The following is a 22,284-nucleotide window of genomic DNA, read 5'->3' as shown; positions in this document are numbered from 1 at the left end:
ACTCTAACTCCTAGCGTGCGGACCACGTACCGGACTCTTGGAGGGACCATGCGTTACCGCGCTCTCGGCGGCACCGGCATCGAGGTGAGCACGCACTGCCTGGGGACGATGATGTTCGGCTTCGTGGCCAACCGGGACCACGACGAGTGCGCCAGGATCATCCACACGGCGCTCGACGCGGGCGTCAACTTCGTCGACACGGCCGACATGTACTCGGCGGGCGAGTCGGAGGAGATCGTCGGCAAGGCGCTGGCCGGGCGGCGCGACGAGGTGGTCCTGGCCACGAAGGTGCACTTCCCGATGGGCGAGGGGCGCAACCGGGGCGGCAACTCGCGGCGGTGGATCGTCATGGCGGTCGAGGACAGCCTGCGGCGGCTGCGCACCGACTGGATAGACCTGTACCAGGTGCACCGGCCGGACCACACGACCGACGTCGAGGAGACGCTGGGCGTGCTCGGCGACCTGGTGCGGGAGGGGAAGATCCGGGCGTTCGGCTGCTCGACGTTCCCGGCGGAGCAGATCGCCGAGTCGCACCACGTGGCCGAGCGGCGCGGGCTGCCGCGCTTCCGCACCGAGCAGCCGCCGTACTCGCTGCTGGCGCGCGGCGTGGAGGCGTCGGTGCTGCCGACGTGCCAGAGGTACGGAATGGGCGTGCTGACGTGGAGCCCGCTGGCGTCGGGGTTCCTGACGGGCCGGATCCGCAAGGGCGGGCCGATCGACCTGTCCAGCGGCCGGGCCCGCATCACCCCGGCCCGGTTCGACCCGGCGATCCCGGAGAACCAGGTCAAGCTGGACGCCGTCGAGCGGCTGATCGAGCTGGCCGACGACCTCGGCTGCACGCTGCCGGAGCTGGCCACGGCGTTCCCGCTGGCGCATCCCGCCGTCACATCCGTGATCATCGGGCCGCGCACGCCGGCCCAGCTCGAAGCGAGCCTGAAGGGCGCCTCGCTCGTCCTCGACGACGCGGCGCTGGACCGCATCGACGAGATCGTCCCGCCCGGCGTGAACCTGTACCAGCCGGACGGGGCGTGGCGCCCTCCGTCGCTCACGGACCCGGCTCTGCGCCGCCGCCCGCTCGGCGACCGGCCGGCCGCCTAGCGCGGCTCGATGACGCCCTCCCGCACCAGCCTGTCGAGCGTGGCGGCCATCGCCTTGGCGTCGTTGAGGTGCGGGAACGGCTCGTCGGGGACGTCACGGCGGAGGAAGCGGCACAGCGGCTCCCAGCCCTCGCGCACGTCGAACACCAGCAGCCGGTCCGCCGGCAGGCTCGCCCGGGCCTTGTCCACGTGCCGCTCGAAGGCGGCCAACGCGACCTTCTCCTCCGGCATGCCGTCGGTGAAGGTCCAGTCGTCAAGGCCGAACACGTCCCGCCCGATCTCGGTGAGGAGCGGAGTGATCAGGTCCATCCTGCCGAACACCGCCGCGGCGGCCTCGGGCAGGTCGGGCGGCAGCTCGCGGCCGGGGCCCTCGGCCATGAGCGTGCCCATGCTCACGTACCAGGCGTGCGGGTCGCGTACGGTCAGGACGACCTTGGCGTCGGGGAACGCCTCGGCCTGGGAACGGTAGAAGTGGGAGGCCGGCCAGTCCTGGGAGGAGCGGTAGCCGTCGAACACCCGGGCCCAGTCGGGCTCGCCGCCGCCGGCCAGCGGCGCCCAGCGCTCGGCGATGCCCGGCTTGGTCATGACGTCGAACATGTGGAAGCAGGGCCCGAACCCCAGCCGCTCCAGCGCGGCCTTCATCGAGCTCGTCCCGGTGCGCGGGAACCCCGCGCCGATCACCTCTAACATGTTGGGCCTCTCGCTCTCGGGAATGCCTACTCCCATTAGAGACGCAAGAGGCCCGCAATGTGACAGGAAGTCAGCGAGTCGGGTCAAACGCCCGCAGCGCCTCGGGCTGCTTGCCCGTGGTGATCTGCTCGGCGAGCATGCGGCCGGTGGCCGGGCCGTGGGTCAGGCCCCACATGCCGTGGCCGCCCGCGACGTAGATGCCGGGCACCCGGGTGGCGCCGATCAGCGGCATGCCGTCGGGGGTGACGGGACGCGGGCCCACCCACGTGTCGGTGCGCTCCTCCCAGTGCACGCCGGTCAGCAGCGGCTTGGCGGAGGCGATGATCGCGTCCACGCGGCGCTGGAAGAGCGGGGCGTCCGGGTCGCGGAACTCCATCGTGCCCGCGACGCGCAGCTTGCCCTGGTACGGGGTGCAGGCGACGCGCACGGCGGGCAGGTAGATCGGGCCGCGCACCGGCTCGTCCGTCGGCACGGTGAAGGAGTAGCCGCGCCCGGCGCGTACCTGGGTCCGCACGCCCCACTCCTTGGCGAGCCGGTTCAGCCAGGCGCCGGTGGCGAGCACGACGGCGTCGGCCTTGACGCTGTCGCCGTTGGCGGCGCGCACGACCTGCTTGCCGCCCTCCTGGTCCACGCCGGTCACGGTGAAGCCGTCCCGGATGACGCCGCCGCGCGCGGTGACGGCGTCGGCCAGCGCGTGGGTGAACGCGCCCGGGTCGACGTAACGCTGCCCGTCGAGCCGGATGCCCGCCTCGGCCTGCACGGAGAGCTGCGGAGCCTGCTTGCGCAGCTCGGCGCCCTCGAAGGCGGCGTAGCGGATCTCCAGCCCGGAGTCGTTGATGCGGCGCAGCTCGTGCAGCAGCGAGACGGCCTGCTTCGGGGTGCGGAAGGCGGCCATGATCGGCGCCTCGACGGTGGGGGCCTCGACGCCGCTGGCGGTGAGGACGTCGAACGCCTCCAGGCACTCCTCGTTGAACGGGAGGTTGGCCCGGACGGCTCGGCCCCAGTCCTTCCAGTTGCAGTGCAGCGCGAACCGGGTCAGGAACGCCCACAGCCCCACGTCGGGCGTCGTCGGCACGTGCAGCGGCGCGTCCCGGTCGAGCAGGGAGCGCAGGCCGTAGCGGAGCACGCCGGGCTCGTTGAGCGGGATGGCCAGGCCGGGCGACAGCCAGCCCGCGTTGCCCCAGGAGGAACCGGCCGCGACCCCGTCACGGTCGACCACGGTCACCTCGACGCCGCGCTCCTGCAGGAACCAGGCGGTGGACAGGCCCACCACACCGGCGCCGATCACCACTGCCGTTCGCGGCCCGCCGTCGATACGCATTGCCACCCTCTCCGCTCTGTCGCGTTACACCTGCAGGATCGCCCGTAGGACGCGAGAACGGTTCATCTGCGTGCGACAACCGGGGGGCCGTCGTTTGTCCGGCCAGGACAACGCGGCCCGGCTAGGGCGACGCGGCGGCCAACGCGATGATCATCGCCAGTCGCTTCTCCGGCTGGTCGAGGCCCAGATCGGTGATCGCGGTCATCTTCCTGAACCGGTAGCGCACGGTGTTCGGGTGCACGCCGAGCCGGGTGGCGGCCACGGCCAGATCGCCCTGCGCCTCCAGCCAGGCGCGCAGCGTCTCGATGTAGCGGGTGCCATGCTCGGCGTCGTGCCTGGTCAGCTCGGCGACCGGACCGCGCGCCGGGGTGCGGCCCGCCGACGCCGCCGCGCGCAGCCGCTGGAGCAGGATCGCGTCCCACGACTCGTCGTAGACCACGGCCAGGTCGCCGTCGGGCCGGGCGGCGCGCAGGGCCAGGCTCTCGTCCGCCTCCTGCCTGCTGGCGGGCAGCTGCGCGGGCACGGCCGGGCCGCCGACCCCGGCCATCAGCGTGACCCGGCGCGGCAGCACGTGCGCGATCGCGGCCACCCAGTCGCGGGCGGGCGTCGGCTCGCCGCCGCTGGGCAGCACCGTGTAGAGCGTGTTGCCGAACAGCGCGCTGCGCCCCGGCCGCGACCAGCCGAACCCGGTCGTGGCCCGCTCGAACGCCATCAGGATCGCGGCGTGCGCCTCGTCGCCGACGTGCGCCTGCAACGCGATCACCCGGAACTGGCCGCCGGGCAGCCCCAGCCGGCTGATCAGCGCCGGGGCGTCGGCGGTGCCCTCCAGCAACTGGATGACCAGGTCGGACTCCACCTGCCGCTCCAGGTCGGCGCTCACCCGCGAGCGCAGCAGGTGCAGCGCGACGGCCCGGGCGCCGTCGGCCAGCACGGTCAGCGGCGCGCCCTCCAGCGGACGCTCGCACTCCACCCAGATCGACCCCAGCAGCTCGCGCCCGGCCCGCACGGCCACCACCATCCGGCCGCGCAGCCCGTGCTCCGGCGACGGCGCCACGAACACCGGCTCGTCGGAGGTCGCCAGGTGGCGGAAGACCCCTTTGCGCGCCAGCAGCCGCCGCATCGAGTCGGGCACCCGGCGGCCCAGGATCGTCTCCAGCCGGACCGGGTCGGAGCTCTGCTGGGAGCCCGAGTAGGCCAGCACCCGCGACATCTGGTCCTCGATCGTCACCGGGTTGCCCAGCTCGCCGGCCAGCGTGTCGGCGAAGGCGAACAGGTCGGTCGGGCCGCGGCCCGCCTCGGTCTCGCGTCCCTCCAGGACCAGGCCGTACACCACGCCGAGGAGCTGGCTCCAGGACACCTCGGGGTCGACGGCGAGCACGGCCATCCCGGCGTCGCGGGCGCCGGTCAGCGCCTCGTCGTCGCCCGGGACGCCCTCGCGGACCAGCACCACGACGGCTCTGGCGGCACGGGCCAGCCGGATCGCCTCGGCGGTCGACTCCACGCCCACCGCCAGGTACACGTCACCGCCGGCCGGCCGGTCGTCGGCCGGATCGTGGACGACGACGCTGCGCAGCTCGACGCCCCGGGAGGCGGGCGCCAGCCGCAGCCGCGCGCCGTAACCTCCCAGCACGTTCACCAACCGGTCCAGCTTCAGCATCCGCGCAGCGTACACGCAGGATGCCCGCGGCGGAGGTCAGCCGCAGTTGGCGAGCCTGCCGCGCTTTCCGACGGCGGTGGCGTAGTTCCGCGTGCCGTTGGTCGTCTTGCCCTCGAAGTCGACGCACTGGCCCTTGCCGTAGCCGATGGCGGCGGCGTAGTACTTGTACGTCCTGGCCGTCAGCGTGCCCGGGTCACGGTACGCGCCGCCGCCCTGCACCTTGAGGATCGCCTGGGTGTAGGTGGACTTGCCGGCGTACCTGGTCTTGATCATGGCGACGCAGTTCTGCTGGCTGGCGCGGTTCCACATCAGATAGACGTGACCCCACGTCGAGCCGCGGTGCTTCACCGCACGCTTGTTGTCGCTCACATGCGTCCAGCCGCCCCGTCCGGACTGCTCGGCGCACGCGGCCTCGGGGGTGTAGGCGGCGGCCATCGCCGGCGCCGGGTGCAGGAGGACCGTGCCGGCGCCGAGCATGGCTGCCAGGGCGAGGGCCTTCTTACGCACGTGGTACGTCCTTTCATCGGGAACGAAGCGAGATCATGTTTGCATATGGATGATCCTCTTTGTGGGGTTTTGGGGTAGGGGAAAGTCCACCTGAACGCTCCTCATGCCCTCACTGACCGGAGATGTCCGTTCTCCATAGGCTGCACGACATGTCCAACGCCTGGTCCGCGCTCCGCGGCTCCCCCTTCAGGTTCCTGACGTCGCGCTGGCCGTGGCGTGGCCTGGTCTACACCCTCGTCCACGCCCTGCTGTGGGCGCCGGGGGTCGTGGCCGTGAGCCTGCCGCTGCTGTTCCCGTTCTGGGCCGCGTACATGGCCAGGATCGAACGCCGGATGGTGCGGCTGGCCGGGTTCGAGGCCATCCCCCGGCCGCCGGGCCCGGGCGGGCTCGCCAGGCTCCAGCAGCCGATGTTCTGGCGGGAGGTGGCCTTCGCGGTGGTGCAGCTCGCGACCGGGCTGCTGTCCGTCGTGTTCCTCGCCGTGGCGGCCGCCCTGTCGGTGCTCTGGGTGGTCGTGGCGCTCGTCGTGTTCACCGCGATCGAATGGCAGACGCGGCCCGAGCCGCTGGAGCTCACGCTCGCGCTCGCCGCCAGCCTCCTCGCCACCGTGGCGCTGCCGTACGTCTCGACCCTGCTCGCCTGCGGGCAGAGCTTCCTGGCCACAATGCTGCTCTCCCCCCGGATGGACGAGCTTCAGTCGCAGGTGACGTCGCTGGCCAGGGCCAACATCGCCGAGCTGGAGCGGTTCGAGGGCGAGCGGCAGCGCATCGAGCGCGACCTGCACGACGGCACCCAGCAGCACCTGGCCACCGCCGCGATGCGCCTCGGCATGCTCGAACTGGAGCTGCGCGAGTCCATCCCCGCCGGGCCCAGGCAGGACGCCGCGCTGGAGTCGCTGGAGGCCGTCAGGCGCGAGAACGAGCTGGCCCTCGACACCCTGCGCGACGTCGTGCACGGGCTGCGCCCCCGCACGCTGATCGACGACGGGCTCGGGGCCGCGCTGCGCGAGCTGGGGCACCGCATGCCGGTGCCCGCCACGGTCGAGGCCGACGGTGTCGGACGGCTCCCGCTGCCGGTCGAGTCGTCGCTCTACTACATCGCCAGCGAGGCCGTCGCCAACGCCGTCAAGCACGCCATGCCCGACCGGATCCACGTCACGCTGGCCGCTCCCGGCGACCGCATCGTGCTGACCGTCACCGACGACGGCCTCGGCGGCGCCAGCTCGGCGCGCGGGACCGGGATCGTCGGCATGTACGAGCGGGCCGCGATGCTCTCCGGCGACCTCGTCGTGGACAGCCCGCCCGGCGGCCCCACGAGGATCGTCGCCGACATCCCCCGCCCTCGATGAGCGACAATGGGATCATGCGTGTGGTGATCGCCGAGGACGCGGCCCTGATGAGGGAAGGGCTGGTCGCCCTGCTCCAGCGCTTCGGCCACGAGGTCGTCAGCGCCGTCGAGGACGCCGACGAGCTGCTGCGGGCCGTCGCCGAGCAGCGCCCCGACGTGGTGATCACCGACGTGCGGATGCCGCCGCGCAACCTCGACGACGGGCTGCGCGCCGCCCTGGAGATCCGCGCCGCCCATCCGGGCATCGGCGTCCTGGTGCTGTCGCAGTATCTCGGCGACGCCTACGCGGCCAAGCTCATCGCCGAGCCCCGGGGCGGCGTCGGCTATCTGCTGAAGGACCGCGTGGGGCGCGTGACCGACTTCATGCACTCGCTCGACGTCGTCGCGGGCGGCGGGATCGTCATCGACCCCAAGGTCATCGGCCACCTGATGGCCGCCAACCGCCCGCGCGCCATCGACACGCTGAGCGAGCGCGAGCGCGAGGTGCTGGGCCGCATGGCCGCCGGAGAGAGCAACGGCCACATCGCCGCCGGGCTGCACGTCACCGAGGGCGCGGTGGTCAAGCACATCGGCAACATCTTCGCCAAGCTCGGCCTCCAGGCGGAGGACGGCAACCGGCGGGTCCTGGCGGTGCTCACCTACCTCCAGGCGGCCGGCGAGCCGCGCATCTAGGCTGGTCCCCATGCGCACTGTGGTGATCGGCGCCAGCGGGCACATCGGCACCTACCTGATCCCCCGGCTCGTCGAGGCGGGACACGACGTGGTGGCCGTCAGCCGCGGCCGGCGGGGCCCCTACACCCCGCACGGCGCCTGGCGGAAGGTCACCACGGTGGTCGCCGACCGGGAGGCGGAGGAGGCGGCCGGGACGTTCGGCGCGCGGATCGCCGGCCTGGGCGGCGACGCCGTCATCGACCTGATCTGCTTCGAGGAGTCCAGCGCCCGGCAGCTCGCCGAGGCCCTGGCCGGGCGGGTGCGGCACTTCCTGCACTGCGGCACGATCTGGGTGCACGGGCCCAGCGAGCAGGTGCCGACGACGGAGGACCGGCCCCGGCGGCCGTTCGGCGACTACGGGATCAAGAAGGCGGCCGTCGAGTCCTACCTGCTGCACGAGAGCGGGCTGCCGGTCACCGTGCTGCACCCCGGGCACATCACCGGGCCCGGCTGGGTGCCGGTCACCCCGGCGGGCAACGTCGATCCCGCCGCGTTCCAGACGCTGGCCGACGGCGACGTGCTGACGCTGCCCAACCTGGGGCTGGAGACCGTCCAGCACGTGCACGCCGACGACGTGGCCCGGCAGTTCACGGCCGCGCTGGCCGCCCGCTCGGCCGCCGTCGGGGAGAGCTTCCACTGCGTGGCCTCCTCCGCGCTCACGCTGCGCGGCTACGCCGAGGCGGTGGCCGGCTGGTTCGGGCGGGAGGCGCGACTGGCGTTCCTGCCGTGGGAGCGGTGGCGGGAGACCGTGCCGGAGTCGGACGCCGAGATCACCTACGACCACATCGCGCACAGCCCGCACTGCTCGATGGCCAAGGCCGAGCGCCTGCTCGGCTTCCGCCCCCGCTACACGCCGCTGGAGGCGGTCGCCGAGGCCGTCGACCGGCTGATCCGCGACGGGATCGTCCACGCGCCCGCCTAACGCAGCCGGGCCACCGTGACCAGGGCCATCACCAGGTGGACCACGGCCACCAGGAGCACGGCCGCGACCGCGACCGGCAGCGGCGGCAGGACCCAGGCCGCCGCCGCGCACGCGACGCCGACCAGCGTCGTCGCCAGCCCGCCCGGCCGTTGCGCGCGCTTCCACTCGCGGGCCGGCGCCTCCGGCAGGTCCGGAGTGACCCTCGGCAGCGCCCGGCCCAGCGCGACCAGCAGCAGGCCGAGGGAGGCGGCCATGATCTGCTCGACCGGGACCGCGTACCCGGCGGTCCAGACGAGCAGTCCCGTGTGAAGGACCAGCAGGAACGGCGGCAGCGTGCCGAGCACCACGCTCAGCGCGGCCCGCGACGGCGTGAGCGTGAACAGCGTGTTCAGGACCGCCGGGGCCCGCCGCCCCACCACGACGCCCGCGCCCAGGGCTGCCACGACGAGCACCAGCGCGGCCGGGAGCGCCCCGGCGGCCAGGAGTCGCGGCACCCGGACCCCGGCCCGGTCGGGCGTGGCCTCCCTGGTCGTGATCAGCTCCGGCAGCGCGTCCCACAGCGCCCAGCTCACGGCCAGCATGGCGGCCAAGGAGAGCGTGGCGATGACGGCTCCTGTCCTGGGGAAGTTCATGGCACCGACCGTAGGTTCGCGGCCTACGGGCGGAACATCCGCTTTTTGTCATGTGCCGGATGTCATCTGCCCGCCCCGCGCGGCCCGCCGTATGCTGCGAGCATGCGGGGCTGGACGGAGTTCGACGGCGACCGGGCCCCGGTGGCGCTGGAGATCACCTTCTGGGGCGCCGCGCTGCTCAGCGCGCTCATCTACCTGGCGACCCTGCACCCCGACATCCGGCCCGGCCTGGCGGCACAGCCGCTGATCTCGGCACTGTTCTGGATCGGCGGCGCCGCCCTGCTCGCCGCGTGCGTGCTGTGGTTCTTCCTGCCGTGGCGGGCCTCGGCGCCCGCCCGGCGCAAGGCCGTCACCGTGCTGTTCCTGGGCGCGAGCCTGCTCATGATGTCCGCGGGCAGCATCACCACGCTGCTCATCTCGTGCCTGGCCGTGGGCAACGCGCTCGTCGTGTTCGGCATGCGCGGCGCGGCGCTCTACCCGGTCCTGACCGGGCTGCTGCACTTCGGGGCCGGCCTGGTCAACCCGGCGCAGACGCTGTTCATGGCCGTGGTCAACGGGCTGCTCGCGATGTTCCTCTGCCTGGTGATCGTCCTGGTCATGATGGCGTTGCTGGAGGCGCACCGGCAGGCCGTACGGACCCGGCGCCTGCTGGTGGAGCTGGAGGAGGCGCACGCCGCGCTGCGCCGCCACGCCGAGCAGGCGCGTGACCTGGCCGTCGCCGACGAGCGCGCCAGGATGGCCCGCGACATGCACGACAGCGTCGGCCACCACCTCACGGTCATCAACATGAGCTTGGCCAACGCCCTGCGGTTCCGCACCGCCCGGCCCGCCTCGGCGTGGGACGAGGTGCGCCAGGCGCAGGAGCTGACCCTCGACGCGCTGAACGACACCCGCCGATGGGTCCGCGCGCTCAAGCCGCTGCGCATGGAGGGCCGCACCGGCGCGGCGGCGATGGAGCTGCTGGCCGCCTCGTTCCGGTCGGCCGACCTGGAGGTGGCGTTCACCGTGGACGGCGAGTGGCCCGCCGTGGCCGAGGGGCACGAGCTGGTCTGCTACCGGATTCTGCAGGAGGGGCTGACGAACGTGCTGCGGCACGCGCGGGCCCGCCGCGTCGAGGTCGCACTCGGCTGCGCGCCCCGGGAGGTCACGGTGACGATCGCGGACGACGGCGACGGCGCCGACCCTGCGCGCGTGGCAGAGGGCTTCGGCCTGCGCGGGCTGGAGGAGCGGCTGGCCGGGATCGGCGGCGTCCTGCAGATCGACAACCGGCCCGGCGACGGGTTCGCGCTGACCGCGACGGTGCCCGCGTGATCCGCGTCCTGCTGGTCGACGACCAGATCCTCATGCGCGAAGGGTTGCGCAAGCTGCTGGAGATCGAGCCCGGCATCGCCGTCGCCGGAACGGCCCGCAACGGCCTCGACGCCCTCGAACTGCTCGCCGGGACGGCCGCGGACGAGCGTCCGCACGTCGCGCTCGTCGACGCCCGGATGCCCGTGATGGACGGGGTCGAGCTGGTGGGGCGGCTGCGCACGGATTTCCCCGGCATCGCGGCGATCATGCTTACCACGTTCGACGACGACGCGTACATCTTCGGCGGGCTGCGCGCCGGCGCCCGCGGCTACCTGCTCAAGGACACGCCGCCTGACGAGCTCGTCGGCGCCGTGCGACGGGTCGCCGCCGGGGAGACCGTGCTCGGCGGGCCCGCGGCCGCGCGGCTGGTCGCCGCGCTGCGGCAGGACGAGCCGCCCGCCGCGGCGCCACTCACCGGGCCGCTCACCGGGCCACTCACCGGGCCGCTCACCGGGCGCGAGCTGGAGGTGGCCCGGCTGGTCGGCCTCGGCGCGACCAACCGGGAGATCGCCCGGCGGCTGGACATCTCCGAAGGCACGGCCAGGAACCACATCTCCAGCTGCCTGCGCAAACTCTCCCTGCGCGACCGCACTCAGCTCGCCGTGTGGGTGACCCGGGGCTACTGACCGGCCTGTTCCAAAGGTTTGGCCGCCGCCAGGGCGCGCAGGAGCTGCTGCCTGCGCTCGGCGAAGGCGGCGCCGATCCGTTTCAACCGCTTGTCGCCTGCCGTCCTGGCCAGCAGCGGCAGCATCGTCGTCTCCTCCTCCCGCATGTGCGGGACGATCGACTCGGCCAGCAGCTCCAGCGTCTCCACGAACCCGGCCGAGCCCGCCTCGGCGCGCCGCAGCGCGTCGAGCAGGACCTCGGCCTCCTTGTGTGCTTCCAGCCCGTGATGGGCGTCGATGCCGGGATAGACCCGATCCTCCTCGGCGCGAGCGTGCGCAGTGAGAAGGACGTGCAGCTCGGCCACGGTGTCCCGGCGCTCGCCCCGCTCCGCCTTGAGCCGGTCGAGCAGTGCTTCCACCCGCCGGTGATCAGCGGTGATGAGGGTGATGACGTCGGCAGCCATGGCAACGGGACTACCCCGGCCCCGGCCGCCCAACCTCAGCGGCCCAGGCGCAGGCTCTCCACCGGGTGCGGGCCCTCGGTCTCCAGCCGGTACTCCTCGCCCGACTTGCTGCGGTTCTCCTCGATGACCCGCTCCGACGGCGGCTTCTCACCGCCCATGATCGCGTCCTGCATCTTCTCGAACCGCTCGTGAGCCTCCTGCACGTAGCCGGTGCCCAGCGTCGTGTAGTCGATCTGCGTGGCGATCAGCTCGCGCAGGTACGCCTTGTTCGGCTCGAACGTGACCGGCGTCGGCAGCGCCGGGGCCACCACCTGCTCGGGGTCGCGGCCGTCGTGCTTCTTGAACAGCTCGGCGGCCAGCCGCAGGTGCTCCAGCTCCATGTTCAGGTGCAGCTCCCAGATGGCCTTCACCTTGGGGTCGGACTCGGTCTCCATGAACGAGTGGTAGAGGTAGCACTCGTTGTACTCGTGGTTGAGCAGCATCTCCCACCAGCTCTCGCCCGGGTCGACCAGCGACTCGTAGTGGGTGACGTGCTCCTCCTCGATGAGCCCGATCTCCTGGTAGAGCTGGCGGGCGATCGGCTCCATGTAGGTGGGGCCGACGTTCATGTAGAAGTTCATGGTCTGCTGCTCGGCGGCCATGATGGTCAGCGCGTGCAGCTTGGAGATCGGCTCGGCGCTGCTCTTGTCGTACGGCTCGCGTACGTTGTCGACCGGGTCGCGGTGGTGCAGGTACGTCGGGCGGCCCGGCATCACCTCGGTGAGGTCGTCGACGATCTTCTCCGCCTTGCGGTGCTCGATCATCTCGTACAGGTTGGCGTACCGGTAGAGGTGGTCGAAGTCCTCCAGGACGCCGAACTGGTAGGCCTGCTTCAGATACGGGTCGGGCTCCATGCGGGCCACCCAGGCCGTCAGGTCGACGGCCACCTGCTCGTAGGCGAGCGTGGTCTCCAGCACCGACGAGACGCCCGGCAGCAGCCAGTTGACCGCCTTCTGCTGCTGCGCCTCGATGTAGCGGACCCGGGCGAGCTGCTGCTTGAGCTCCAGGTCGGGGCAGTGCCGGGCGAGCTGGTGGCTGAACAGGATCGCCTCCACCTCGATCCCGTTCATCGCGATGATCCGGCACCGGGTGTACGGGTCGGCGTGGTCGGGGTCGATGGGCATGACGTTCAGCTCGCGCCAGTTGCGTAGCTGCTTGTCGAGCGGGATGCCCCGCTCTTGGAGTGGGTCGAAGGTCATGGGCGCGACCTACCCGAGGGCACTTCGGACAATCTCCTCGCCAAGCCTGGGGACGGCCTGCGGTTGGCAAGGTGAGGCGTGACCAGCGCGTCCGAGGGTAGGCAGCCGCCGTATTCGAGAGGAGATCCACCCATGGCGACCGATACCGAGACCGACGTCATCGAACTGCTGCTGGCCCAGCACGGGATGATCAGAAACCTGTTCGACGAGGTCGAGCAGGCTCCCGCCGGGCAGCGTGGCGAGGCGTTCACGCGCCTGGTGCGGCTGCTGGCCGTGCACGAGACGGCCGAGGAGGAGATCGTCCACCCGTACGCCCGCCGCAAGATCGACGGCGGTGACGGCATCGTCGACGATCGCCTGGCCGAGGAGAACCAGGCCAAGAAGCTCCTCCAGCAGATGGACAAGGCCGGGCCGGACGCGCCCGACTTCATGGAGAACCTGCTGGTGCTGCGCGCCGCCGTCGAGGCGCACGCGCGCAGCGAGGAGCGCTACGAGTTCGCCGAGTTCCGCGCCCGCACCAGCGAGGCCGAGCGGCGCGCGCTGGGCGCCGGGCTCCGGGCCGCCGAGGCGATGGCGCCGACGCACCCGCACCCCGGCACCGAGTCGGCGACCAAGAACCTGCTCATGGGCACGCCGGTCGCGATGATGGACCGGGCGCGCGACGTCATCCGCCAGGCGATGGGCAAGCGCCCCTGACCGCGGTCACGGCTTGCGCGCCACCGCGCCGACGAAGGTGTGGTACGTGATGCCGAGCTCGGCCTGTTCGTCCCGCCTGTCGGGCCGCCATTCCGGCAGCGGGACCAGGCCGGGCTCCAGCAGTTCGAGGCCGTCGAAGTAGGCGAGGATCTCCTCCCTGGTGCGCCACCGGCCGGTGCCGAGCGTCTCGTTGAAGATCTTCTCGGCCGAGCGCGCCTGCTCCGCCACCTCGGGGTGGGCCCGGCCCGGATTGTGGAAGTGGGAGATCGCGAGATGGCTGCCCGGCGCCAGGGCCGCCATCAGCCGGGCGACGATGCCGCCCGGGTCCTCGTCGTCGGCCAGATGGTGCAGGATGCCGAACAGCAGCAGCCCCACCGGCCGGGTGAAGTCGATCAGTCCCCGGACGTCGGGGTGCGCCAGGATGGCCTCGGGCTCACGGATGTCGGCCTCGATCACGGTCGTGCTGGCGTCCACGGCCAGCAGCGCCCGGCCGTGCACGAGCACGATCGGGTCGTGGTCCACGTAGACGACGCGGGCGCCGGGCGTGATCGCCTGGGCGACCTCGTGCACGTTGCCCTGGGTCGGCAGCCCGGAGCCGATGTCGAGAAACTGGCGGATGCCGGCCTCGCCCGCCAGATGGCGGACCGTGCGCCGCAGGAACTGCCGGTTGGACCGCGCCGCCTCGGGGGCGTCGGGCGCGACCTTCAGCGCCAGTTGCGCCACGTGGCGGTCGATCTCGTAGTTGTCCTTGCCGCCGAGCATGAAATCGTAGACGCGGGAGACGCTGGGCCTGGTGATGTCGATCCCTTGTGGTGCGCGCTCCTGCTCGTTCTCGGGCACTGGCGGGCTCCTTCGGAGGTCCAGGGGGCGATGTGCGTGATCATAACCTTTCGCCCGGCCCACCTCGACGGGCTAATCCCGGCCGGGCACGACCAGCCCGGTCTCGTACGCGATCACCACGAGCTGCGACCGGTCGCGGGCCGCGAGCTTGCCCAGCAGGCGGCTGACGTGCGTCCGGGCGGTGGCCGGGCTCATCGACAGCACCCGGGCGATGTCGTCGTTGGAGCGGCCCCGGCCCACCTCGGCCAGCACCTCGCGCTCCCGCTCGGTGAGCGCGTCGAGGCGGCCGGTCTCCAGGGGCGGGCTGCCGGCCGCCGCCGCGCGCATCACCCTCCGGGTCACGCCCGGCGACAGCAGCGCCTCACCCGCCGCGACCACCCGCACCGCCTCGCGCAACTGCTCCGGCGTGCTGTCCTTCAGCAGGAACCCGGCCGCGCCCGCGCGCACGGCGTCGAGCACGTTCTCGTCGGTGTCGAACGTGGTCAGCACGATCACCTGGACCCGGCGCAGCTCAGGGTCGGCGATGATGCGCCTGGTCGCCTCCAGCCCGTCGCCGCCGGGCATGCGGATGTCCATGAGCACCACGTCCGGCTTCTCCCGGACGGTCACCGCGACGCCCTCGGGCCCGGTGCTGGCGTGACCGACCACGGTGATGTCGCCCGCCCGGTCGAGCAGGGCACGCAGCCCCTCGCGCACCAGGTGCTGGTCGTCGACCAGGACGACGCGGATCACGTCCGGTCCCCGTACGGCACGCGCGCCTCCACCTCGAACCCCTCCGACGGCCGCGAGCTCACCCGCAGGGTGCCGCCCAGCAGCCCCACCCGCTCGCGCATCCCCATGATCCCCCACCCGCCGTCCAGCCCCTCGCCCTCACTTGGCGCCCCGTTGCCGTCGTCGAATTTCCCCTTGCCCTCGCCGGGGCCGCCCTTGCCGTCGTCGGCCACCCGGACGACCAGGGCCTCCTCCCCGTACGCGAGCTCGATCTCCACCCGGTGGGCCTCGGCGTGCTTGAGCACGTTGACCAGCGCCTCCTGGACCACGCGGTAGGCGGTCGCGTCGGCGACGGCGGGCAGCGGCACCGGCGTGCCGCGCACGCTGACCCCGACCTCCAGCCCGGCCTCGCGCGCCGGCCGCGCCAGCTCGTCCAGCCGGTCGAGCCCCGGCACCGGAGCCAGCCGGCCCTGGTCGGCGAGCGGCGGCTCGCGCAGTGCCCGTAGCGAGGCGCGCAGCTCGGCGACCACGTCGCCGCAGGCGTCGCGGACCACCGCCAGCGAGCGTTCGGCGGCGTCGGGGTCGTCGCGCAGCGCCTCGCGGGCCACGTCGGTGTGCAGCGAGATGACGGAGATCGTGTGGCCCAGCAGGTCGTGCAGGTCGCGGGCGATCCGCAGCCGCTCCTCGCCGACCCGGCGGGCGGCCTCCCGCTCGCGTTCGGCCCGCGCCGCGCGGGCCTGCTTGTCAAGCTCGGCCCGCCAGCCGCGCCGTGACCGCACGGTGTCGCCCAGCGCGATCACCGCGGCCATCAGGCCCACCGACGTGGCGAGCTCGAACCCGTACAGATAGGCGGGGTCGTCGCCGTGGGCGGTGCGCGCGGTCGTGGAGATCACCAGCAGCGCGACGGCCGTGCCGACGGCCCACCGGAGCTTGCCCTGCTCGGCCGCCGAATAGAGGGCCGCCGCCACCGGCACGGCCAGCCCGACGGGCGGATAGGACAGCAGGTAGTAGACCAGCAGGGCGGCGGCCGTGACGACGAGCGTCGCCACCGGCCAGCGACGGCGCACGAACATCAGCCCGCTCAGCAGCAGCCCGAACCCGTAGGCTGCCACGGGCGGCTCCGCCCCCGCCGAGCCCACGTTGGCGCTGATCGCGGTGCCGACCACGACCAGCACCACCATGGCCAGCCCCAGGTCGGCCGCCTGCTGCCGTCGCTCGCCCCGGATCGTCACCGCCTCCTCCGCCCTAGTCGTCACCCGGCCGCAGCCCCGGCACCAGCCGCGACAGCACCCAGCCGACCGCGCCCACCGCGGCCCCGACCGCCAGCCCGGTCATCAGGCTGCTGCCGAACGCGAACGCCCGCAGCAGCAGCCCCTCGACCGCCGGTGACAGCGCACCAGCCAGGTTGCCGCCGAGCGAGGGCGGATCACCGCCGAACGACTCGGCCCACAGCACCTGGTGGGTGAGTCCCAGCAGCACACCATAGGCCGCGCCGATCGCCAGCAGCGTCATGAACGCGTTGGGCACGCGTTTCCACAGCACGACCGCCAGCCAGACGGCGATCGGCACGAACACCAGCAGCGCGTTGACGGACGGGCCGACCAGCCGCAGGTCGTGCGCGACCACCCGGGGCACGCCGAGCGCAGCCAGCCCGACGACGGCGACCAGCGGAAGCCCCAGACCCTTGGCACTCATCTCGACCGGATCCTTCCTGGTAGGAGGCTTCGAGGCTAGGTCCGGGGCGGGGTCCGGGACATCGGTCTCGCGACCCCTTTCGCCTACGCGTCTGTACGTATCCGTCCCGCTTCGCCGTACGTCGCGGGTCGGTCGAAGGATGTACGCCCGGGTCGGTCGGGCGCAGGATGTGGCCGGTCGCGCCAGGCGGGAGGATCGGGGGATGACGATCGGACTGATGCTCACCCTGGCCGCGCTGGCACTGGTCGACAGCACCAGCTTCGGCACCCTGGGCATCCCGGTCTACCTGCTGCTGACCACGCGGACGTCACGGCTGCTGATCTACCTGGTGACCGTGGTCGGCTTCTACTTCCTGGTGGGCGTCGGGCTCATGCTCGGCCTGTCCACAGTTGTGGACAACTTCGGGCAGGCGCTGGAGAGCCAGGCGGCCCACTGGGTGCAGTTCGCGCTCGGGGTGGGGCTGTTCGCGCTGAGCTTCCGGTTCGACCCGAAACGCCGGGCCAAGCTCGGCAAGCCGGAGCGCCGCTTCGAGCCCCGGACCGGCGGGCCGCGCACGATGGTGATGCTGGCGCTGACCGCCGGGCTGCTGGAGGTGGCCACCATGCTGCCCTACCTCGCCGCCGTCGGGATCATGACCACCGCCGAGCTGCCGCCGGGCGTGTGGGTGCCGCTGCTCGGCGCGTACGTGCTGGTCATGATCGTGCCGACGCTGGTGCTGCTCGCCCTGCGCACGGCGGCCGGGGAGTGGCTGGAGCCGAAGCTGGAGCGGCTGCGGGCGTGGCTGGCCAAGCACTCGGCCTCGATGGTGAGCTGGACCCTGGCCATCGCCGGCTTCCTGCTGGCCAGGGACGCCGCCGTTCCGCTGTTCTTCGCCTAGGCGAGGCGTCCTTCTCCTGGTCAGGCGCTCGCGCCGCCGTCGGCGACCAGGTCGTGGCCCAGCACGAAGGCCGACTCGGGCGCGGCCAGCCACAGCACCGCCGCGGCGATCTCCTCCGTCCGGCCGACCCGGCCGATCGGGAGCTGCGCGGCCATCCGGGCGTCGCGGTCCTCGGCGGTCTCGCCCGGCCGCATGCTCATCGGGGTGTCGATCGGGCCGGGGCTGATCGCGTTGACCCGGACGCCGTCGGCGGCGTGGTCCAGCGCGGCGGCCCGGCTGAGCGCGCTCACGGCGGCCTTCGACACGGCGTACGCGCCCAGGCCGGGCAGCCTGCGGTGAGCGCCGATGTTGGAGGCCATGTTGACGATCGCGCCGCCGCCGTGCGCCCGCATGTGCGCGATCTCGGCCTTCATCGACAGGAACACGCCGGTCACGTTGGCGTCCATGAGCGACGACCACGCGGCGGGGTCCACGTCGGCGAGCGGGCCCACCGCACCGAGCACGCCCGCGTTGTTGAAGGCCACGTCCAGGCCGCCGTGGCGCTCGACGGTGGTGGCGACCATGCGGGCGGCGTCGTCGGCGCTGGTCACGTCGGTGGTTACCCAGTCGGCCCGGCCGCCCTCGGCCTGGACGCGCTTGGCCGCCTCGGTCAGCCTGGCCGCGTCACGCCCGGCGAGCACCACCGTGGCACCCTCCGCCGCGAACGCCCGCGCCGTGACTCCGGCGATGGCCCCGGCGCCGCCGGTAATGAGAACGATCTTGCCGTCGAATCGCGTCATGTTGCTTATTCCTATCAGAATGATCGGTTTTTAAAAAGGGTATGGGTTCATCACCCGAGCAGGACCAGAGCCTGGCGGGCCGCGTCACGCAACCGGTCACCGTTGCCCTCGGTGCGGCCCAGCACCCGCATCCCCTGCAGAAGCACCAGCAGCAGCCTGGCCAGCGCCTGCGGGTCCCGGTCGGCCGGCAGCTCGCCCTGCGCCCTGGCCCGCACCAGCGCCGACGTCAGCGTCGACTCCAGGTGCCGCCAGCTCGACTCCACGAACCGCCCCGCCTCCGGATCGCGCGCCGCCAGCTCCACGGCCGCGTTAACCACCATGCAGCCCAGGTGCCCCTCGGCCGAGTCCTCCGCGTACGACCAGATCAGCTCCCGCAGCGCCGGCAGCACCGGGCCGGGCTGCGACAGGGCGTCGGTGATGTTCGGGTCCTGCGTCCGCAGATAGCGGCCCAGGGCCTTGAGGTAGAGCTCGTGCTTGCCGCCGAACGTGGCGTAGATGCTCGCCCGCGCGACACCCAGGTGCTCGACCAGATCCGCCATCGACGTCGCCTCGTAGCCGCGCTCCCAGAACAGCTCCTGCGCGCGCCGCAACGCGACCTCCGGATCGAACTCCTTCGCCCTCGCCATGCCCAGACCCTATGCCTTTCGAGAACGATCGGTCAACATAACGCCCATCGCGGCCAGCTCGTCCCTGCCCTCGGCCTCCCGTCCCGGCACCAGAAGCAGCGTCCGCGCCCGCTCGTACCGCGCCCCGACACCCTCCCAGCCAGCCACCGCCCGCTCCAACGCCTCCAACCCCGCCCCAGATCCACCGGGCCCACCGGGCGCCCCCTGACAACCGGATCCGCCTTGGCCGCCGGACCCGCCTTGGCCGCCGGACCCGCCGGACCCGCCGGACCCGCCCTGACCGCTCGCTCCACCCGATCCGGCCGCTCCGGCCGAGCGGGCCGCCAGCCGGCCCTCGGCCCGCGCCAGGCAGGCCGCCGCCCAGGCGTTCTCCCGCCCCACCGGCTCCGCGGCCGCCAGCCACTCCGCCGCGTCCGCCCGGCCCGCCACCACGGCCAGCTCCGCCCGCGCCGCCACGGCGTACCCGGCGAACATCCCCCCGGCCCGCCCGCCGAGATCCACCTCAGCCAGCGCCCCACCCACCCGATCAACGCCCTCGCCGTCGGCGATCCGATCCGTGGCCGTACGCGCGTCGATGAACGCGAACAACGCCACCAGCCTCGTCCCGCCGACCGCCTCCGCCCGGCCGCGCCACCCCCGCGCCCCCGCCGAGTCCCCCAGCAGATCGCAGGCCAGCCCCATCCACGCCAACGCCGGAGCCATCCACCGGCCCGGCGGCGTCTCCATCCGCGCCTGGCTCTCCCACATCTCCACGCCCAGAGCCAGCGCCTCCCGGAACGCCCCGGTCAACACCAGCGGCGCGATGAGCCGGCTCCTCGCCAACGCCGGATGGCCGCCGGTGACGTCATCCCGCATCGCCTCCCCCGCGATCTCCAGCGCCCCAGGCAGATCGCCCACGGCCACGGCGTAGACCGAGGCCGTGTGCAGGGAGTCGACGATCTCGATGCCCGAACGCGGATCGTACGGGTCCATCGCCGCCCGCAGCACGAGCCGCTCCCTGGCCGTCCCGTACGCCTCCCGCAGCCGCCCCTCCCCGGCCGCCTCGAGCACCACCCCGTCCATCGCCCCGCTCACCAGCACCGCATCTCCGACAGCCTCAGCCGCCCCCAACGCCCACCGCGCCAACGACCCACCCTCCCCCAACCGCGGCTCCCAAGGCGCGACGGAGACGGCAGGCTGCTCCGCCTCCGCCGGAGGGGCGGTGGAGCTGCCCGGGTGCACCTGGCCCACCGGAAGGGCGCCGGGCCGCGCGGTGCCCGCCGAAGGCGTGGCAGAGCTGCCGGGCCGCGCCTGATCCACCGGAGGCGCGGCAGAAGCGGCGGGCCGTGCAGCCCCCGCCGGAGAGGTGGGGGAACTGTCCGGCTGAGCCTGCCCCGCCGGAGGGGCAGCGGAACCTGCGACCCCCGCCGAAGACGCGGTGGAGCTGCCCGGGGGCGTGTGGCCCACCGGAGGGGCAGCGGGACCTGCGGGTCCCGTCGGAGGGGTGGAGGAACTGTCCGACTGCGCCTGCCCGGCCGGAGGGGTGGGCTGTGTCGGTCCCGTTGAAGGGGGGTGGGGGGTCAGGGGGTGGGTGGTCCAGGCGTAGGCGGCTGCGACATGGGCCGTCACGTAGGGGTTGGCCGGGTCGCCGGCGGTGGCGGCTTCCTCGGCGAGGGCGTGGAGCTGGGCGGGGGGGACGGTGAGGCCGGTGCCGAAGCCCGGGTGGCGGCTCGCGATCACCGCGGCTCTGGCCAGCGCGATCGCCCGGGCGTCGCCGTCGCCCGCCTGACGGGCGTGCTCGGCGGCGGCCAGGTGCAGCTCGTACGCCAGGGCCGAGTCGGCGAAGGCCAGTGCGCACTCGGCGGCGGCGCCCAGGTCGGCCGCCGCATCCCGGGCGTTCGCCGCGGCCTGCTCCGGGGTGGGGTGCGGTTCTGCGGGATCGTGCCGGGTCAACGCCAGCGTGGCGGCGTGGCGGAAGTGGGCGATGGCCTCCCGCAGGAAGCGCCGCCCGTACGCGAGCCGTCCCAGCGCCCTGGCCAGCCGGTGCGCCATCTCCCCAGGCTGGGCCCTGGCCAGCGCGGCCCGGAGATCGTCGGCCACGGCGTCGAACTCCGCCCACCACGCCACCCCCGCACGAGCCACCCCGCCGCGCCCGCCTTCCACGGGAACGGCGTGCCACGCGGGCGCCCCGTCCGGCTGGGCCTGCGCACCCCCGACCGTCCCGGCTGAGGGCTCTCCCAGGTGGGGTGATGGCCGGTCCGCCTCCCCCGGACGGGAGCCCGCGCCAGCGGTCGTCCAGGAGGGGGTGGGGGCGGAGGGCAGGAGGCGAGCGGTCAGGGATTCGGCGGTGGTGGCGGCCCAGGTGAGGTGGCGGGCGTGGGTTGCGGGGGTTTCGCCGGCGGCGGCGAGGTGTTCGGCGGCGAAGGCGCGGATGGTCTCCAGGAGCCACCAGCGGCCGGCCCCGCGCTGGAGGAGGCTTTTGTCCACGAGGCGGCCGAGGAGGTCGGCGACGTGGACGCGGTCCTCGCCGGTGACCGCGACGGCGGCGTGGAGGTCGAAGGCGCCGGTGAAGGCGGACAGGCGGCGCAGGAGGGCGCGTTCGGGGTCCGCGAGGAGGTTGTGGCTCCAGGCGAGGACGGCGCGGAGTGAACGGTGCCGCTGGTCGGCTCCGCGCCCGCCGGCGAGCAGGCGGAGGTGGTCGTCGAGGGCGGCGAGCAGTCCTTCGGCGCCGAGGGCGGCGCTGCGGGCGGCGGCGAGTTCGACGGCGAGGGGCAGTCCGTCGAGCCGGGCGCAGATGGTCTCGACGGTGGCCGGGTCGAGGGCGTCCTGTCCGGCGGCGGCGGCGCGGTCGTGGAAGAGGGTGACCGCGTCGGTGCCGGCGGGGAGGGGTTCGACGGCGATGACGCGTTCGCCGGGCATGCCGAGGCGTTCGCGGCTGGTGGTGAGGACGCGGACGCCGGGGCAGCGGGCGAGGAGCCGGTCGACGAAGCCGGCGACCTCGTCGAGCAGGTGTTCGCAGTTGTCGAGGACGAGCAGGGCGGGCGTGGTGCCGAGCCGGTCGGTGACGGCGTCGGCCAGGGGCTGTTGCGGCTGCTCCGAGACGCCGAGGGCGGCGGCGACGGCTTCGGTGACGAAGCCGTCGCGGACGGGGACGAGGTCGGTGTAGGCGCCGCCGTGGCCGAGGGCGCCGGCCACGGCGACGGCGAGGCGGGTCTTGCCGACGCCGCCTGGCCCGGCGAGGGTCACGAGGCGGGAGGTGGCGAACGCGGCGGTGATCGCCTCCTGCTCGGCCTGCCTGCCGACGAACGAGGTGCGGGTGACGGGCAGCCCGGCCAGCTCGCCGGCGGGGACGGCGAGCGCGGCCAGCTCCTGCCGGTCGGTGACGCCGTACTTGCGCAGCAGCGACGAGACGTGGCTTTCGACGGTGCGGATGGAGATGTGGAGGCGGCCGGCGATCTGCGCGTTCGTGAGCCGCGCGCCGAGCGCCTCGAGGACTTCCGCCTCGCGCCTCGACACCCCGCCCGGACCTGACACCGTCACGT

The 22,284-nt window shown here is 73.3% G+C and carries 22 protein-coding genes; 8 read left to right on the top strand and 14 right to left on the bottom strand.

Going from position 1 to position 22,284, the window contains the following annotated elements; translation table 11 throughout:
- Positions 1 to 48 precede the first annotated feature (48 nt).
- Positions 49 to 1,098: an aldo/keto reductase gene (locus AB0G11_RS01860; RefSeq protein WP_357583298.1), complete on the top strand. Its 1,050-nt coding sequence runs from the start codon at positions 49 to 51 to the stop codon at positions 1,096 to 1,098.
- Here the strand turns inward: AB0G11_RS01860 and AB0G11_RS01855 are convergent.
- From AB0G11_RS01855 to AB0G11_RS01840, 4 genes are all read right to left on the bottom strand, one after another.
- Positions 1,095 to 1,787: a sulfotransferase family protein gene (locus AB0G11_RS01855; protein WP_357583296.1), complete on the bottom strand. Its 693-nt coding sequence runs from the start codon at positions 1,785 to 1,787 to the stop codon at positions 1,095 to 1,097. The two genes, AB0G11_RS01860 and AB0G11_RS01855, sit on opposite strands and share 4 nt — an antisense overlap.
- Positions 1,788 to 1,857: 70 nt before the next feature.
- The gene (locus tag AB0G11_RS01850) at positions 1,858 to 3,108 is read right to left on the bottom strand and encodes an FAD-dependent oxidoreductase (protein WP_219508498.1); all 1,251 of its coding nucleotides are present in this window, start codon (positions 3,106 to 3,108) and stop codon (positions 1,858 to 1,860) included.
- A 121-nt stretch (positions 3,109 to 3,229) separates the two neighbouring features.
- Positions 3,230 to 4,765 carry a helix-turn-helix domain-containing protein gene (locus AB0G11_RS01845; RefSeq protein WP_357583294.1) on the bottom strand — a complete coding sequence of 512 codons (1,536 nt, stop codon included), beginning with the start codon at positions 4,763 to 4,765 and terminating at the stop codon, positions 3,230 to 3,232.
- Positions 4,766 to 4,801: 36 nt separating this feature from the next.
- Positions 4,802 to 5,272 carry a hypothetical protein gene (locus AB0G11_RS01840; protein WP_219508496.1) on the bottom strand — a complete coding sequence of 157 codons (471 nt, stop codon included), beginning with the start codon at positions 5,270 to 5,272 and terminating at the stop codon, positions 4,802 to 4,804.
- 149 nt (positions 5,273 to 5,421) lie between these two features.
- Here AB0G11_RS01840 and AB0G11_RS01835 point away from each other — a divergent pair, with 149 nt between their 5' ends.
- From AB0G11_RS01835 to AB0G11_RS01825, 3 genes are read left to right on the top strand one after another with little or no spacing between them, the layout of a single operon-like run.
- A complete protein-coding gene (locus AB0G11_RS01835) occupies positions 5,422 to 6,618 on the top strand; it encodes a sensor histidine kinase (protein WP_219508495.1) in 1,197 nt (398 codons plus the stop codon).
- A gap of 14 nt (positions 6,619 to 6,632) precedes the next feature.
- A complete protein-coding gene (locus AB0G11_RS01830) occupies positions 6,633 to 7,289 on the top strand; it encodes a response regulator transcription factor (RefSeq protein WP_357583292.1) in 657 nt (218 codons plus the stop codon).
- A gap of 10 nt (positions 7,290 to 7,299) precedes the next feature.
- Entirely contained in the window at positions 7,300 to 8,250 is a 951-nt protein-coding gene (locus AB0G11_RS01825) for an NAD-dependent epimerase/dehydratase family protein (protein WP_357583290.1), read from the top strand.
- Here the strand turns inward: AB0G11_RS01825 and AB0G11_RS01820 are convergent.
- Positions 8,247 to 8,882: a hypothetical protein gene (locus AB0G11_RS01820; protein WP_357583288.1), complete on the bottom strand. Its 636-nt coding sequence runs from the start codon at positions 8,880 to 8,882 to the stop codon at positions 8,247 to 8,249. The genes AB0G11_RS01825 and AB0G11_RS01820 overlap by 4 nt on opposite strands.
- A 102-nt stretch (positions 8,883 to 8,984) precedes the next feature.
- On the opposite strand from AB0G11_RS01820, the gene AB0G11_RS01815 reads away from it, so the two are divergent.
- Together AB0G11_RS01815 and AB0G11_RS01810 are read left to right on the top strand one after the other, a co-directional pair.
- Positions 8,985 to 10,193, top strand: a complete 1,209-nt coding sequence (locus tag AB0G11_RS01815) for a sensor histidine kinase (RefSeq protein ID WP_357583286.1) — start codon at positions 8,985 to 8,987, stop codon at positions 10,191 to 10,193.
- Positions 10,190 to 10,858: a response regulator transcription factor gene (locus AB0G11_RS01810; RefSeq protein WP_357583284.1), complete on the top strand. Its 669-nt coding sequence runs from the start codon at positions 10,190 to 10,192 to the stop codon at positions 10,856 to 10,858. Before AB0G11_RS01815 ends, AB0G11_RS01810 begins: the two co-directional genes overlap by 4 nt.
- Here the strand turns inward: AB0G11_RS01810 and AB0G11_RS01805 are convergent.
- Complete coding sequence (locus AB0G11_RS01805) at positions 10,852 to 11,301, bottom strand: hemerythrin domain-containing protein (protein ID WP_219508491.1); 450 nt, start codon at positions 11,299 to 11,301, stop codon at positions 10,852 to 10,854. The genes AB0G11_RS01810 and AB0G11_RS01805 overlap by 7 nt on opposite strands.
- A 35-nt stretch (positions 11,302 to 11,336) precedes the next feature.
- Entirely contained in the window at positions 11,337 to 12,539 is a 1,203-nt protein-coding gene (locus AB0G11_RS01800; RefSeq protein WP_357583282.1) for a hypothetical protein, read from the bottom strand.
- A 132-nt stretch (positions 12,540 to 12,671) separates the two neighbouring features.
- On the opposite strand from AB0G11_RS01800, the gene AB0G11_RS01795 reads away from it, so the two are divergent.
- Positions 12,672 to 13,235: a hemerythrin domain-containing protein gene (locus tag AB0G11_RS01795; protein ID WP_219508489.1), complete on the top strand. Its 564-nt coding sequence runs from the start codon at positions 12,672 to 12,674 to the stop codon at positions 13,233 to 13,235.
- A 6-nt stretch (positions 13,236 to 13,241) separates the two neighbouring features.
- Here AB0G11_RS01795 and AB0G11_RS01790 read toward each other — a convergent pair whose 3' ends face one another.
- The 4 genes from AB0G11_RS01790 to AB0G11_RS01775 form a co-directional block, all read right to left on the bottom strand.
- Positions 13,242 to 14,075 (bottom strand): SAM-dependent methyltransferase, encoded by an 834-nt coding sequence (locus tag AB0G11_RS01790; protein ID WP_357583280.1) that lies wholly within the window; start codon positions 14,073 to 14,075, stop codon positions 13,242 to 13,244.
- Between the two features lie 72 nt (positions 14,076 to 14,147).
- Positions 14,148 to 14,807, bottom strand: coding sequence for a response regulator transcription factor (locus tag AB0G11_RS01785; RefSeq protein ID WP_357583278.1), 660 nt, complete (start codon positions 14,805 to 14,807; stop codon positions 14,148 to 14,150).
- Positions 14,804 to 16,042, bottom strand: coding sequence for a sensor histidine kinase (locus AB0G11_RS01780; RefSeq protein ID WP_357583276.1), 1,239 nt, complete (start codon positions 16,040 to 16,042; stop codon positions 14,804 to 14,806). The genes AB0G11_RS01785 and AB0G11_RS01780 overlap by 4 nt, the downstream gene beginning before the upstream one ends.
- Entirely contained in the window at positions 16,032 to 16,481 is a 450-nt protein-coding gene (locus tag AB0G11_RS01775; RefSeq protein ID WP_219508485.1) for a hypothetical protein, read from the bottom strand. The genes AB0G11_RS01780 and AB0G11_RS01775 overlap by 11 nt, the downstream gene beginning before the upstream one ends.
- A gap of 202 nt (positions 16,482 to 16,683) precedes the next feature.
- On the opposite strand from AB0G11_RS01775, the gene AB0G11_RS01770 reads away from it, so the two are divergent.
- Complete coding sequence (locus AB0G11_RS01770; RefSeq protein ID WP_357583274.1) at positions 16,684 to 17,358, top strand: GAP family protein; 675 nt, start codon at positions 16,684 to 16,686, stop codon at positions 17,356 to 17,358.
- A 20-nt stretch (positions 17,359 to 17,378) separates the two neighbouring features.
- Here AB0G11_RS01770 and AB0G11_RS01765 read toward each other — a convergent pair whose 3' ends face one another.
- The 3 genes from AB0G11_RS01765 to AB0G11_RS01755 are packed head-to-tail and all read right to left on the bottom strand — an operon-like array spanning position 17,379 to position 22,282.
- Positions 17,379 to 18,137 (bottom strand): SDR family oxidoreductase, encoded by a 759-nt coding sequence (locus AB0G11_RS01765; RefSeq protein ID WP_357583272.1) that lies wholly within the window; start codon positions 18,135 to 18,137, stop codon positions 17,379 to 17,381.
- A gap of 50 nt (positions 18,138 to 18,187) precedes the next feature.
- Entirely contained in the window at positions 18,188 to 18,763 is a 576-nt protein-coding gene (locus AB0G11_RS01760; RefSeq protein WP_357583270.1) for a TetR/AcrR family transcriptional regulator, read from the bottom strand.
- Positions 18,764 to 18,772: 9 nt separating this feature from the next.
- The gene (locus tag AB0G11_RS01755) at positions 18,773 to 22,282 is read right to left on the bottom strand and encodes a LuxR C-terminal-related transcriptional regulator (protein ID WP_357583268.1); all 3,510 of its coding nucleotides are present in this window, start codon (positions 22,280 to 22,282) and stop codon (positions 18,773 to 18,775) included.
- Positions 22,283 to 22,284: the final 2 nt, after the last annotated feature.

It is taken from the genome of Nonomuraea sp. NPDC023979 (assembly GCF_040639085.1).
GTDB lineage: Bacteria > Actinomycetota > Actinomycetes > Streptosporangiales > Streptosporangiaceae > Nonomuraea > Nonomuraea ceibae.
This window is presented reverse-complemented; position numbering and strand designations above follow the sequence as displayed.

Excerpts from the sequence above, each read along its gene's own strand:
- AB0G11_RS01860 (WP_357583298.1), top strand. The coding sequence starts at position 49 with ATGCGTTACCGCGCTCTCGGCGGCACCGGCATCGAGGTGAGCACGCAC.
- AB0G11_RS01855 (WP_357583296.1), bottom strand. The coding sequence starts at position 1,787 with ATGTTAGAGGTGATCGGCGCGGGGTTCCCGCGCACCGGGACGAGCTCG.
- AB0G11_RS01850 (WP_219508498.1), bottom strand. The coding sequence starts at position 3,108 with ATGCGTATCGACGGCGGGCCGCGAACGGCAGTGGTGATCGGCGCCGGT.
- AB0G11_RS01845 (WP_357583294.1), bottom strand. The coding sequence starts at position 4,765 with ATGCTGAAGCTGGACCGGTTGGTGAACGTGCTGGGAGGTTACGGCGCG.
- AB0G11_RS01835 (WP_219508495.1), top strand. The coding sequence starts at position 5,422 with ATGTCCAACGCCTGGTCCGCGCTCCGCGGCTCCCCCTTCAGGTTCCTG.
- AB0G11_RS01830 (WP_357583292.1), top strand. The coding sequence starts at position 6,633 with ATGCGTGTGGTGATCGCCGAGGACGCGGCCCTGATGAGGGAAGGGCTG.
- AB0G11_RS01825 (WP_357583290.1), top strand. The coding sequence starts at position 7,300 with ATGCGCACTGTGGTGATCGGCGCCAGCGGGCACATCGGCACCTACCTG.
- AB0G11_RS01820 (WP_357583288.1), bottom strand. The coding sequence starts at position 8,882 with ATGAACTTCCCCAGGACAGGAGCCGTCATCGCCACGCTCTCCTTGGCC.
- AB0G11_RS01815 (WP_357583286.1), top strand. The coding sequence starts at position 8,985 with ATGCGGGGCTGGACGGAGTTCGACGGCGACCGGGCCCCGGTGGCGCTG.
- AB0G11_RS01805 (WP_219508491.1), bottom strand. The coding sequence starts at position 11,301 with ATGGCTGCCGACGTCATCACCCTCATCACCGCTGATCACCGGCGGGTG.
- AB0G11_RS01800 (WP_357583282.1), bottom strand. The coding sequence starts at position 12,539 with ATGACCTTCGACCCACTCCAAGAGCGGGGCATCCCGCTCGACAAGCAG.
- AB0G11_RS01795 (WP_219508489.1), top strand. The coding sequence starts at position 12,672 with ATGGCGACCGATACCGAGACCGACGTCATCGAACTGCTGCTGGCCCAG.
- AB0G11_RS01775 (WP_219508485.1), bottom strand. The coding sequence starts at position 16,481 with ATGAGTGCCAAGGGTCTGGGGCTTCCGCTGGTCGCCGTCGTCGGGCTG.
- AB0G11_RS01770 (WP_357583274.1), top strand. The coding sequence starts at position 16,684 with ATGACGATCGGACTGATGCTCACCCTGGCCGCGCTGGCACTGGTCGAC.
- AB0G11_RS01765 (WP_357583272.1), bottom strand. The coding sequence starts at position 18,137 with ATGACGCGATTCGACGGCAAGATCGTTCTCATTACCGGCGGCGCCGGG.
- AB0G11_RS01760 (WP_357583270.1), bottom strand. The coding sequence starts at position 18,763 with ATGGCGAGGGCGAAGGAGTTCGATCCGGAGGTCGCGTTGCGGCGCGCG.